Here is a 12823-nt window from a genome sequence, read left to right on the forward strand (position 1 = left end):
ATGACCGCCGCGAGCCAAACCCCCGCCGCGCCCCCCCGCTCCGTGCCGCCCCGCTCCGCTTCGAAGCGCTGGCCCACCTCGCTCGTCCTCGGGATCGCGCTGCTGGCGCCGCTGCTGGTGGTCGCCGTGGCCGGCCCATGGCTGGCCCCCTACCCCTACGACGAGATGAACATCATGAGCCGGCTGCAGCCGCCGGGGCCGGACTTCTGGTTCGGCACCGACGAGTACGGCCGCGACGTGTTCAGCCGCACCCTCGTCGGCACGACCAACTCGCTGGTCATGGGCGTCGCCGCCACCGCCATCAGCCTGCTCGTCGGCGTGCCGCTGGGGCTGGTCGCCGGCTACGGCCGGGGCCGGACCGACGAGATCATCATGCGCTGCATGGACGTGCTGATGTCCTTCCCGCCCATCCTGCTGGGCATCCTCGTCCTGGCGGTCACGCCGCCGGCCCTGTGGAAGGCGGTCGTCGCCATCGGCATCGTCTACGTGCCGCAGGTGGTCCGCCTGACCCGCGCCATCACCCTGGAGCTGATGCAGGAGGAGTTCATCACCGCCGCCCGGCTGCGCGGCGAGAGCACCGCCTACATCCTGTTCCACGAGATCCTGCCGAACATCTGGCCGCCGCTGGCGGTCGAGTCCAGCCTGCGCGTCGTCTTCGCCATCCTGCTGGGCGCCGCCCTCAGCTTCATCGGCATGGGCGCCCAGCCGCCCTCCTCCGACTGGGGCCTGATGATCAGCGAGGCCCGGCCTTTCGTCGAGCAAGCGCCGTGGATCGCGCTGTGCCCCGGCCTCGCCATGGGCATCACCGTGATCGGCATCAACCTGCTGGGCGATGGACTGCGCGCCGTGCTGGACCCCCGCAACACGGGAGGACACTGACCCCATGACCGCTCTCGTGCCCCTTTCCGCCGCCGCGTCCCCCGATCCGACCCCGGCCTCCACGACTGCCGCCGCGTCCGCCCTGCTGGAGGTGCGCAACCTCACCATCAACTACGCCAGCCCGCGCGGCACGCTGCGCGCCGCCAGCGACGTCAGCTTCGCGATCCGGCCCGGCGAGGTCATGGGGCTGGTGGGCGAGTCCGGCTCGGGCAAGAGCACCGTCGCCATGGCCATCCTCGACCTGCTGGGCGAGGCCGGGCGCATCGACGGCGGCGAGATTCTGTTCGAGGGGACCGACCTGCGCCGCCTGTCCGCCGCGCACCGCCGGAGCTTGCGCGGCGACCGCATCGCCGCGGTCTTCCAGGACCCATTCACCTCGCTGAACCCGGCGCTGACCGTCGGGCGGCAGATCGCCGAACCGCTGGTCCAGCACAAGGGATTCACCCCCGGCAGGCCGCACCACGGGTGGAAGAGCTGCTGGCCGAGGTCGGCATCCGCGAGCCGCGGCGCATCGCGCAGTCCTACCCGCACCAGCTGTCGGGCGGCATGCAGCAGCGCGTGCTGATCGCCACCGCGCTCGGCTGCGACCCCAAGCTGCTGATTCTCGACGAGCCGACGACGGCGCTCGACGTCACGGTGGAGGCGCGGATCATCGAGCTGCTCGCCGGCCTGTGCGAGAGCCATCATCTGAGCGCCCTGTTCGTCTCGCACAACCTCGGCATCGTCAACCGCATCTGCAATTCGGTCTGCGTCCTCTACGGCAGCGAGGTCGTGGAGACCGGGCGCACCCGCGACGTGCTGGCCCGGCCGGTCCATCCCTACACCAAGGGTCTGGTGGCGGCGCTGCCGCGCATCACCACGGACCGCCGGCACCGCCTGTCCTCAATCCCCGGCACGGTCAGCAAGCTGTCGGGTCCTCCCGACTCCTGCGTCTTCGCGCCGCGCTGTCCGTTCGCCGAGGAGACCTGCCGCCGCCTGCCCCAGGCGCTGCGCGGGGACGCCGCCGGCAACAGCGTGCGCTGCTGGAAGGCCGAGGCCCTGTCCGGCACCCCGTGGCCGGAGGAATCAACCGCGTCCCGGGCGCCGGCGGCACCGCCGACCCGCTCCGCCCCGCTGGTGCAGGTCGATGCCCTGCGCAAGGTTTTCGGCGAGCGCCGGTCGATCCTGCCGTGGCTCCGCCGCGACGGCACGGTGGCGGTCGACGACGTTTCCTTCACCATCCAGCGCGGCGAGGTGCTGGGCGTGGTCGGCGAGAGCGGCAGCGGCAAGAGCACGATCGGCCGTTCGCTGCTGGCCCTGATCGAGCCGACCGCCGGCACGGTGCTGTTCGACGGCGCCGACTTCGTCAAGCAGGCCAAGGAGGGCGACCGCGACCTGCGCCGCCGCGCCCAGCTCGTCTTCCAGAATTCCGCCGCCTCGCTCAACCCGCGCAAGACGGTGGGGGCGGCCATGGAGCGCCCCCTCGTCCTCGCCGGCCGCCAGGGCGAGGCGGAGCGCCGGGAGATGATCGCGGCCCTGCTGACCCGCGTCGGCCTGCCCGCCGCCTACGCCGACCGCTACCCGCACGAGCTGAGCGGCGGCGAGCGCCAGCGCGTGAACATCGCCCGCGCCCTGGCCACCGATCCGGAGTTCGTCGTCTGCGACGAGGCGGTGTCAGCGCTCGACGTCTCGGTGCAGGCGAACATCCTCAATTTGCTCGCCGACCTGCGGGACGAGCTGGGGCTGTCCTACCTGTTCATCACCCACGACATCGCCGTGGTGTCGCACATCGCCGACCGCGTGCTGGTCGTCTATGGCGGCACGATCTGCGAGGAGGGTCCGATCGGCCGGGTTCTGCGCCCGCCCTACCACCCCTACACCGAGGCGCTGCTGTCGGCGGTGCCGCGGCTGAGCGGAACGGAGGACGGGCCGGAGCCCGAGCGCATCCTGCTGGAGGATTCCACCGCACCGCCCGGCGGCGGGGGCTGCGCCTTCCGCGGCCGCTGCCCGCGCAAGCTCGGCGCCATCTGCGACGAGCGCGCGCCGCCGGTGCAGACGGCGGCCGACGGCCACCGCATCGCCTGCCACATCCCGCTGGCCGAGCTGGCGGAACGGGCGTCGGTCTTCCCCGAACTGGCGGCCCTGCACTGACCGACTAATCCGCAGCCAACCCTTTCCGGGCGGCGTGACGGCCGGGACGGCTTCGGCCTCCCGGATACGCCCCAACCATGCCCGGCGCACCCCTTCACCCAAGAGAGAAACGACCCATGACCACCCACACCCGCATCCGCAAGTTCAACACCAAGAAGACCTATCCCGAGCAGGCGCTGGACAACGACCTCTGCCAGACGGTCGTGGCCCGCGGTGCGATGGTCTTCGTGCGCGGCCAGATCGGCCAGAACCTCGACACCAGCGAGAGCGTGGCCATCGGCGACGCCGCCGGCCAGACCGAGCAGGCCATGAGCAACATCAAGATGCTGCTGGACGAGGCCGGCGCGAAGATGGAGCACATCTGCAAGATCACCGTCTACATCACCGACCCGCGCTACCGCGAGCCGGTCTACCGCACCATCGGCAAGTGGCTGAAGGGCGTCCATCCCGTCTCCACCGGCATCGTCGTCAGCGCCCTGGCGCGGCCGGAGTGGGTGGTCGAGGTCGACGCCATCGCCGTGATCCCCGACGCCCCCTGATCCCTTCTCGCATTTCTCAGAAGAAACCTGGCCACAAAAGAGACCTGGAACGCCCGCCATGAGCAGCACCCTGACCAACCCGCCGCGCCGCGAACTGCAGAGCTTCCTCGACTTCCCCATCTGCACGGATCTCGACCAGCTCGACGGCCACATCGGCATCCTCGGCATCCCCTACGGCGATCCCTACTCGATCGACGAGGTGACCAACGACCAGACCAACGCCCCGACCTGGGTCCGCCGCTACACCGAGCGGGCGCTGCGCCAGCTGGAGCGCTGGGACTTCGACATCGGCGGTCCGCTGCTCGGCGGGAAGGACATCAAGGTCGTGGACTGCGGCGACGTGAAGGCGAACCCGCGCGACCTCGACCTGCATTACCGCAACGCCGAGGCGGTGGTGCGGGCGATGCTCGCCAAGGGCATGCTTCCCATCATCATCGGCGGCGACCACGGCATCCCGATCCCGGTGCTGCGCGCCTACGACGATCAGGGTCCGATCACGCTCGTGCACATCGACGCGCACCTCGACTGGCGCGACCATGTGAACGGCGCCCGCGGCGGCTATTCCAGCCCGATCCGCCGCGCCGCGGAGATGGACCATGTCGGCCAGATCTTCCAGATCGGCCTGCGCTCCGCCGGCAGCGCCCGGCCGGAGGAGGTCGAGGCGGCCCAGGCCTACGGCGCCGTGCTGATCCCCGACGTGGAGCTGCAGGACGTCGGCATGAAGGCGGTGCTCGACCGCATTCCCGACGGCGGGCGCTATTACCTGACCATCGACGCCGACGGCATGGACCCGACCATCATGCCGGCCGTCAACGGCCCGGCGCCGGGCGGCGTGACCTATCCCCAGATCCGCACGCTGATCCACGGCCTGGTGAAGAAGGGCCGCGTCGTCGGCATGGACATCGTGGAGATCACGCCCAAGAAGGACGTGAACGGCATCACCGCGATCACCGCCGGCCGCATCATCTGCAACCTGATCGGCAAGACCATCCAGGCCGGCTACTTCGACGCCAAGTGAGCGGCGCGGCCTGACGAGGAGCGGAGGAGGCCGGCCGACGGCCGCCTCCGTCCCGACGGCGCGGAAAAGCCGGGACTGATCGACGATCAAGGAAGAAGGACCATCCCGCCATGGGTGCGACGCTGGACATTCTGGAGCGGCTGGTGGCCTTTCCCACGGTCAGCCGCGACAGCAACCTCGACCTCATCCTCTGGGCGAAGGAGCGGCTGGAGGCGGCCGGCGCCGCCACGCGGCTGGTGCCGAGCGAGGACGGGCGCAAGGCCAACCTCTTCGCCAGCGTCGGCCCGGCCGACCGTCCGGGCATCCTGCTGTCCGGCCACACCGACGTGGTGCCGGTGGACGGGCAGGCCTGGACCTGCGATCCCTTCCGCCTGACCCGCCGGGCCGGCAATCTCTACGGCCGCGGCACCGCCGACATGAAGGGCTTCATCGCCGCGGCGATGGCCCTGGCCGAACGGGCCTCCGGGCGGACGCTCAGCCAGCCGCTTCATCTCGCGCTGTCCTACGACGAGGAGGTCGGCTGCCTGGGCGTGCGGCGCCTGATCGACATGATGGCCGCCCTGCCGGTCCGCCCGCGTTTCTGCATCGTCGGCGAACCCACCCTGATGCAGGTGGTCACCGCCCACAAGGGCAAGACGGCGCTGCGCATCGACTGCCGGGGCGCCGAGTGCCATTCGAGCCTCGCCCCGCAAGGGCTGAACGCCATCCACATGGCCTGCGACATGCTCACCGGCCTGCGCCGCCTTCAGGAGCGGGTGCAGACCGAGGGGGCGCGCGACGCCGGTTACGACGTGCCCTGGACCACCATCCACGCCGGCGTCATCCAGGGCGGGACCGCGCTGAACATCGTGCCCAACCAGTGCCGTCTCGACATGGAGATCCGTCACCTGCCGCAGGACCCGGTGGACCCTCTGCTCGACGCCGTCCGCGCCGAGGCCGAGGCCATGGAGAAGCGTCTGCGGACCGCCTTCCCCGCCGCCGCCGTGGACATCACGGAACTGTCCAGCTACCCCGCCCTCGACACCGACGAGGATGCGGAGGTGGTGTCCTTCGTCAAGGCGCTCACCGGCGGCAACAGCCTGGGCAAGATTTCCTTCGGCACCGAGGGCGGCCTGTTCCAGCGGCGCCTGTCCATTCCCACCGTCGTCTGCGGCCCCGGCAGCATCGGCGAGGCCCACAAGCCGGACGAGTTCGTCGCGGAGGACCAGTTGACCGCCTGCGACCGCATGCTGGATGCGTTGCTCGCCCGGCTGGCCTGACCGCGCCCGCCACAGGGCTGACGTGATTCAAACTTAGCAAACCAAAAAGCGACGATTCCGTTTTCCCCCGTCGCACGATCGGGGCCGATGGTGCGGCGGCACAGCGGCGGCACAGCGCCGTGCACCCCGCCCAGCTCGGCGGACCCATCCTCGACGGCGCGCCCCACGCGGCCTCTCCCGCCGCTTTTCCGCCCGCGCTGAAAAAAGTCCGCCAGCTTTTCCGATCCCCTCCGTGGATAGCCACAGAACGGGACAACGCTCCGCCCTGCGGCGCCTCCTCCCGGACCACACGCTGGATCATCACGCCGAAACGGACGCGGAATCCCCGATTCCCGCGACGGGGAGGCTGCATCCCGGAGGCCGCCATGCAGGTTGACTCGCTCAGCTCCTCGACCGTCACGACCACCTCGTCCGCCAAAAGCTCCTCGGCCTCGCTGGCCGGCAGCTACCAGTCCTTCCTGACGCTGCTGCTGAAGCAGCTTGAGGTGCAGGACCCGACCAACCCGGTGGACACCGCCCAATACACCAGCCAGCTCGTGCAGCTCTCCTCGCTGGAGCAGCAGATGTCCATGAGCGACAAGCTGGACGAGCTGACCTCGGCGGTGCAGGCGCTGGGAACCGGCAGTTCGGCGCTGGGCTATCTCGGGCGGACGGTGACGGCGGAGGGCGACACGACCGCCCTGCAGAACGGCGCGGCCAACTGGGAATATTCGCTGAACAGCGAGGCCGCGTCGGTCACCCTGACGGTGCGCGACGAGGACGGGGCCATCGTCTACCAGGACAGCGGCGCCACCGGCCAGGGCAGCCATTCCTTCACCTGGGACGGCACGGGACGCGACGGCGCGGTCCACACGTCGGGCACCTACAGCCTGACCGTCACCGCGCTGGACTCCAGCAAGGCCGCCATCGCCACCGAGACGCGGATCAAGGGCACGGTCACCTCCGTGGACACCTCCGGCACCAGCGCGGCGCTGGGCATCGGCGGCGTCAGCGTGCCCGCCGACGACGTGCTGTCGCTGAGCTGAGCCGCCCCCTCCCGGCCTCCTCCGCGGTCCCATCCCCTTTCTTGCGACAGGTGCGACGATGAGCATCACCAGCGCGATGTACAGCGCCACGTCCGGCCTGATGGCGCAGAGCAAGGCGCTCGCCTCCATCTCCAGCAACATCGCCAATTCCAGCACGACCGGCTTCAAGAGCACCGGGACGAACTTCAACTCCTACATCAACAAGACCTCGACCATCGACGAGCAGACCGGCGGCGTGCTCGCCACCACCTACCGCAACATCAGCGCGCAGGGCGAGATCCAGTCCTCGTCGGTCTCCACCAACATGGCGATCAACGGCGAGGGCTTCTTCGTGGTGTCGGAGGAGACGGCGGACGGCACCGTCGCCTTCACCCGCAACGGCTCCTTCTCCACCGACGCCCAGGGCTACCTGTCGAACAGCGAGGGCTACTACCTCTACGGCTGGGCGCTGAACGCCAACGGCGCCGTCACCGCCGGCAACAAGGGGTCGGTGGACAGCCTCGTCCCGGTCAACGTCGCCAACATCAAGGGCACGCCCAAGGCGACCTCGACCATGGGCATCGACGCCAACCTGCCCTCGGACGCGGACACCGGCGACAGCTTCACCACCGACATGGAGATGTTCGACAGCCTGGGCGTCAGCCACTCCATCACCCTGAGCTGGACCAAGACCGGCGAGAACACGTGGGAGCTGGACGCCTCCGACCCCGTCATGTCCTCCGACGCCACCCGGACCACCGGGACCATCGCGGGGTTCCCCATCCAGCTCTCCTTCAACACCGACGGCACGCTGGCCTCCGCCGCCACGGTGGCCGCGGACGGCACGACGACCGCCGCCGACCTGTCCGCCCTGTCCTTCACCGTCGACGGATGGACCACCGGGGCCGGCGGCAGCGCGGTCGCGCTGAACCTCGGCACCGCCAACAGCAACAACGGCCTGACCCAGCACGCGTCGGGCGACAGCACGCCCTCGGTCAGCGTCGAGACCACGACGCAGAACGGCTACAAGCCCGGCTCCCTGACCGGCACGACCATCGGCAAGGACGGCATCGTCCGCGCCGTCTTCGACAATGGCGAGACGCGGGCGATCTACCAGATCCCCATCGCCACCTTCGCCAACGCCGACGGGCTGGAAAGCGTCACCGGCACCACCTTCACCCAGACGGCGGCGGCCGGTCAGTACCAGCTCCGCACGGCGGGCGACGCCAAGGCCGGGACGGTGACGGCGGGCGCGCTGGAAAGCTCCACGGTCGAGCTGACCGACGAGTTCAGCCGCATGATCGTCGCCCAGCAGGCCTATTCCGCCGCCTCCAAGGTCATCACGACCTCGCAGGACATGATGGACACGCTGATCGCCATGAAGCGCTGACGGCGGCGGTGACGGCCATGCAGCCCGCGCAACCGCTTCTCGACGGCGAAGCCGCTCTGGACACCGAGTTGCGCCGCCTCGCCCAGCGGGTGGACCATCACCGGTCCCAGCCGGTCCCAGTACCGGCGGAGCGCCTCGCGCTGATCGACGACCTGCTGGGCCTGCGGGCGCGCATCGCCGCGGCACGGGCCGCGGTGCAGGCGGCGATTCGCCAGACCGGCAGCGCCCAGCGCGCCGCCACCGCCTACCGCCGCACCGGCGCCCTGCGCGGCTGACGCCTCGAAGGATGCCCGCATTCGCCCTTCATAGCCCTCTCTCCTCTGGGGAGAGGGTGGCCCGGAGGGCCGGTGAGGGAGTTGCGCATGGCGCTTTGTCCGGCACACGCGCAACCCCCTCCCCCTAACCCTCTCCCCAGAGGGGAGAGGGAACACATGAAGGAGACCGCCATGCTCCCCACCCCGCACAACCCGCCCACATCTCCCAGGCCCGCCTCCCGCCCGGACCCAGTGGCGGTCATCGCCCGCTTCGTCGCGGAGTTGGAAGGGCACGCGGAGCGCGCCGCCAGCGCCGCGCGGGAGGGGCGCGCGGTGGACGCCCTGCGGGCAGCGGGTGCCATGCAGATGCTCCTGCACAGCCAGGCCGGAACGCTGCACGACGCGCTGGCCGCGGCGCAGAGCAAGCGCGTGCCGCTGGAAACCCGGCTGGCCGTGCGCAAGGCGCTGGACGGCGCGCTGGCCCCGCTCGGGCGGTCGGTGCGCGCGCTGGAAGCGCAGGCCAGAGCCCGACAGGCCCGGCAGGCGGCCATCGGCGCTGCGCTGCGCGCCGCCGCCTCCGTGTCCGGCCCGGCGCGCTCCTACGCGGCGCTCGGTCGCGCGGCGGGGGCGAAGCACCTCGCCGTCACCGCCTGACCCGCCGCACAGGAGATCCGTCATGTCCCTGCGCGTCGCCGGCAGCATCGCCACCTCCGCGCTGCGCACCAACGAGGTGGGCATGGCGGTCGCCTCGGCCAACGTCGCCAACGCCGGCACGGAGGGCTACACCCGCAAGACCGCCAAGCCGACGACGAGCGACACCGCCGTCGGCTTCACCGGGGTGGAGGTCGCCGGCATCGGCAGCACGGTGGACCGTTACCTGCTGACGTCGCTGGTGTCGGCGCAGTCCGGGCTGGGTCTCAGCCGGACGGTCAGCGACTATCTGGACCGCTTTCAGGAGCGGCTGGGCGCCACCACCTCCGCGTCCTCGCTGGGCTCGGTCATCGACACGCTGGGCGAGACGCTGGCCACGCTGGCGACCTCCCCGGAGAGCGGCAGCGCCAAGGCGGCGGCGGTGGATGACCTGACCGCGGTGGCGGAGACGCTGCGCTCCACCGCCAAGGCGGTGCAGGAGCTGCGCGGCGAGGCCGACCACGCTATCGCCGACACGGTGACCCGCATCAACGGCACGCTCGACACGCTGAAGGACCTGAACGACCGCATCCAGACCGGCAAGGCGCTCGGCCAGGACACCGGCGACCTGGAGGACCAGCGCAACACCGCCCTGAAGAGCCTCGCCGGAGACATCGACATCCGCTACCAGACCGACGCCAACGGCATGGTCCGGGTCTCCACATCCTCCGGCACGTCGCTGCTGGACTCCGCGGTGCACCGGCTGTCCTACACGCCCGCCACCACGGTCGGCGCCGGGACGAGCTTCAACCCGATCACCATCGACGGCAAGGACGTCACCGGCTCCGTCTCCTCGGGCACGCTGGGCGGGCTGATCCAGGTCCGCGACAAGGACCTGCCGGCGCAGCAGGCCCGGCTGGACGAGCTGGCCCTGACGCTGAAGGACACGCTGAATGTCCTCCACAACCAGGGCACCGCCTTTCCCCCGCCCAACGCGCTGACCGGAACCGCCGGCATGTCGGGCAGCGACGCGCTGAACGGCGGCGGTACGCTGCGCGTCGCCGTCACGGCGGCGGACGGCACGGCGGTGGAGGTTCTGGACCTCGACCTCTCCGCCTACGCCACCGTGCAGGACGCGGTGGACGCCATCGACGCCATGGACTCGCTCTCGGCCCATCTCGACGCGCAGGGGCGGCTGGTCATCCAGGCCGACAACGCCGCGAACGGCGTGGCGCTGGGCGGCGACGGCACCGCGGGGGCGGACGGCAAGGGCTTCTCCGCCCGCTTCGGGCTGAACGACCTGCTGACCGGCACCGGCGCCGCCGACCTCAAGGTGAGCGACGCGATCGCTCAGGACAGCGGGCGTCTGGCGACCGGCGCGCTCTCCACCTCCGCCACGCTGGCCGCCGGCGGATCGGCGCTGTCCGCGGGGGAGGGCTCGGTGGCGCAGGCGCTGAAGACGGCCTTCTCGGGCGCGCAGTCCTTCGACACGGCGGGTGGCCTGTCCGGGAGGACGGGCACCTTCTCCCAGTATGCGGGCGCCATCATCCAGGGGGCGGCGACCGCCGCCTCCCGCGCCGCCACCGCCTACGAGGACCAGGACTCCTACGCCAGCGGGCTGGAGTCGACGATGGCCTCGCAGAGCGGCGTGAACGTCAACGAGGAAACCGCCGCGATCAGCAACCTGCAATCCGCCTATCAGGCCGCCGCCGCGGTCATGAAGGCGGTGCAGGAGATGTTCGACACGGCGTTGAATTTGGTTCGCTAAAGCGGATTGCAATCCGCTTTGGACCGCGACTGCGGTCCCGGCCGCGCATGCGGCCGGAGCCCGCCGGCGCATGAGGCATATGAAAAGGGGCCGGCATGGAACGGATCGCGACCTTCAACCACCAGAACCAGCTCGTCCGCTACATGCTGGCGGCGGAGTCACGGGTGGCCACCGCCCAGGTGCAGGCGGCGACCGGCGAGGCGTCGGTCGATTACAAGGGCATCGCCGGCGACAGCGGGCGCCTCGTCAACCTGGAGAGCCACTACCGCCGCTCCGAGCGCTACGTCGACGAGGGGGAGGTGGTCAACGGGCGCATCCAGACCATGCACGACGCCGTGGGCGGGATGATCGACCTCGCCAACCGGGTGCGCAGCCTCGTCGCCAGCCTCCAGGGGGCGGGCAGCGGCGCCGCGGACGGCATCAGAAGCGAGGCGCAGGCCCTGATGACGGAGTTCGCCGGATTGCTGAACACCCAGCAGGAAGGCCGCCACCTGTTCGCCGGGGGGCGCACCGACCGCGCGGCGGTGTCGCTGGACGGACTGCCGACGGCGACCAGCCCCTCCGCCGCCGACACGACCTATTACAAGGGCGACGGCAGCGTTTCCTACTTCCAGGCCGCCGACGACCTCATCGTCCAGTACGGCGTCACCGCCGATGACCCGTCCATCGAGAAGGCGCTGCGCTCCATCAGCCTGATCGCCAACATGCCGACCAACCCGGTGGACACCGCCCTGGTGGACGAGGCGTCCGACCTCGCCGACGCGGCGGCGGACGGGCTGACCGTGGTGCAGACGAAGCTAGGCTCCGCCTCCGCCACGCTGGAGCGGACCATCGACCGCCACCTGGAACAGCAGCTCGTCCTCCAAACCCACGTCGAGGACATCCGCAACATCGACCTCGCCGAGGCGACGACGCGGCTGTCGCAGCTTCAGGCCAACCTGGAGTCGACCATGAGCCTGATGAAGATCCTCCAGCAGACCAACCTGAACGATTTCCTCTGAGCCAAAGATTCCGCGCCAGCTTTCGCGGCGCCGGCCGTGAGACGCACTGAGGGCTGATGCACAGGCGGCCCCACCATCCGATCAGGCTCCGACCAGGAGGCACATCATGCCCGTCATCTCCACCAACACGGCGGCGAACTCCGCGCTGCGCTACCTGAACATCAACTCCGAGAACCAGTCGAGTTCCGTCTCCAAGATCGCCAGCGGCTCGCGCATCACCAAGGCGTCGGACGACGCGGCGGGCTTGGCCGTCGGCACCTCGCTGACCTCCGACATCACGGTGCTGAAGCAGGCGGCGACCAACGCCTCGCACGGCTCCTCGATCCTCCAGGCGGCGGACGGCGGCATGTCCCGCGTCTCCGACATCGTGCAGCGCATGCGCTCGCTGGCCACCCAGTCGCTGTCCGGCGCCGTCACCGACACCGAGCGCGGCTATCTGGACGCCGAGTTCCAGCAGCTCATCGAGGAGATCGACGGCATCGCGTCGGGCACCCGCTTCAACGACGACCCGCTGCTGGACGGCAACGGCGCCTGGGCCAACGGCGTGGATTTCCGCGTCGGCACGGAAAGCACCGACAAGATCACCGTCACCATCGCCAACGTGAACACCACCGGCCTGTCCATCGGCACGCTGGACGTCGGCACCTCCGCCACGGCGAGCGCCGCGCTGACCGCGCTGGACACGGCAGTGGAAACGCTGTCGAGCGCGCGGGCCGACGTGGGCGCCCTGATCTCCCGCTTCGAGTTCCGCGGCCAGGTGCTCGACACCTCCATCGAGAACACCGAGGCGGCGCAGTCGGCGATCATGGACGTGGACGTCGCCGCGGAGCAGGCGGAGCTGGCCTCGACCAAGGTGCTGACCCAGGCGGCCATCGCCGTGCTGTCCCAGGCCAACGAGATGCCGCAGAACCTGCTGCAGCTGCTGCGGTAAGGCCCGCCATCCCTCTCCTT

The 12823-nt window shown here is 70.5% G+C and carries 11 protein-coding genes and 2 pseudogenes; all 13 read left to right on the forward strand.

What is annotated here, in order from left to right:
* The 13 genes and pseudogenes from ACWPN7_RS14900 to ACWPN7_RS14960 all read left to right on the forward strand — a co-directional run bounded on the left by ACWPN7_RS14900 (window position 1) and on the right by ACWPN7_RS14960 (window position 12803).
* The gene (locus ACWPN7_RS14900; RefSeq protein WP_459196920.1) at window positions 1-879 is read left to right on the forward strand and encodes an ABC transporter permease; all 879 of its coding nucleotides are present in this window, start codon (window positions 1-3) and stop codon (window positions 877-879) included.
* 4 nt (window positions 880-883) lie between these two features.
* Window positions 884-1249: pseudogene (locus ACWPN7_RS14905) on the forward strand (ATP-binding cassette domain-containing protein); the annotation flags it as partial.
* Window positions 1147-3009 (forward strand): annotated as a pseudogene (locus ACWPN7_RS14910) (dipeptide ABC transporter ATP-binding protein); the annotation flags it as partial. The pseudogenes ACWPN7_RS14905 and ACWPN7_RS14910, both read left to right, overlap by 103 nt.
* Window positions 3010-3125: 116 nt before the next feature.
* A complete protein-coding gene (locus ACWPN7_RS14915; protein WP_014199765.1) occupies window positions 3126-3548 on the forward strand; it encodes a RidA family protein in 423 nt (140 codons plus the stop codon).
* A gap of 58 nt (window positions 3549-3606) precedes the next feature.
* Window positions 3607-4566: an agmatinase gene (locus tag ACWPN7_RS14920; protein WP_014199764.1), complete on the forward strand. Its 960-nt coding sequence runs from the start codon at window positions 3607-3609 to the stop codon at window positions 4564-4566.
* Window positions 4567-4676: 110 nt separating this feature from the next.
* Complete coding sequence (argE, locus tag ACWPN7_RS14925) at window positions 4677-5825, forward strand: acetylornithine deacetylase (RefSeq protein WP_149649640.1); 1149 nt, start codon at window positions 4677-4679, stop codon at window positions 5823-5825.
* Window positions 5826-6190: 365 nt separating this feature from the next.
* Window positions 6191-6850 (forward strand): flagellar hook assembly protein FlgD, encoded by a 660-nt coding sequence (locus tag ACWPN7_RS14930; RefSeq protein WP_038529240.1) that lies wholly within the window; start codon window positions 6191-6193, stop codon window positions 6848-6850.
* A 58-nt stretch (window positions 6851-6908) separates the two neighbouring features.
* Window positions 6909-8219: a flagellar hook protein FlgE gene (flgE, locus tag ACWPN7_RS14935; protein ID WP_459196918.1), complete on the forward strand. Its 1311-nt coding sequence runs from the start codon at window positions 6909-6911 to the stop codon at window positions 8217-8219.
* A 17-nt stretch (window positions 8220-8236) separates the two neighbouring features.
* Window positions 8237-8494: a hypothetical protein gene (locus ACWPN7_RS14940; protein WP_038529244.1), complete on the forward strand. Its 258-nt coding sequence runs from the start codon at window positions 8237-8239 to the stop codon at window positions 8492-8494.
* A gap of 156 nt (window positions 8495-8650) precedes the next feature.
* On the forward strand, window positions 8651-9127 hold the full coding sequence (locus ACWPN7_RS14945; RefSeq protein ID WP_459196917.1) for a hypothetical protein: 477 nt from the start codon (window positions 8651-8653) through the stop codon (window positions 9125-9127).
* A gap of 22 nt (window positions 9128-9149) precedes the next feature.
* Window positions 9150-10871: a flagellar hook-associated protein FlgK gene (gene flgK, locus ACWPN7_RS14950; RefSeq protein ID WP_459196916.1), complete on the forward strand. Its 1722-nt coding sequence runs from the start codon at window positions 9150-9152 to the stop codon at window positions 10869-10871.
* 95 nt (window positions 10872-10966) lie between these two features.
* Window positions 10967-11872 carry a flagellin gene (locus ACWPN7_RS14955; protein ID WP_459196915.1) on the forward strand — a complete coding sequence of 302 codons (906 nt, stop codon included), beginning with the start codon at window positions 10967-10969 and terminating at the stop codon, window positions 11870-11872.
* 106 nt (window positions 11873-11978) lie between these two features.
* Window positions 11979-12803, forward strand: a complete 825-nt coding sequence (locus tag ACWPN7_RS14960; RefSeq protein ID WP_038529252.1) for a flagellin — start codon at window positions 11979-11981, stop codon at window positions 12801-12803.
* Window positions 12804-12823: the final 20 nt, after the last annotated feature.

The sequence above is a fragment of the Azospirillum sp. UENF 312511 genome, from assembly GCF_058780635.1.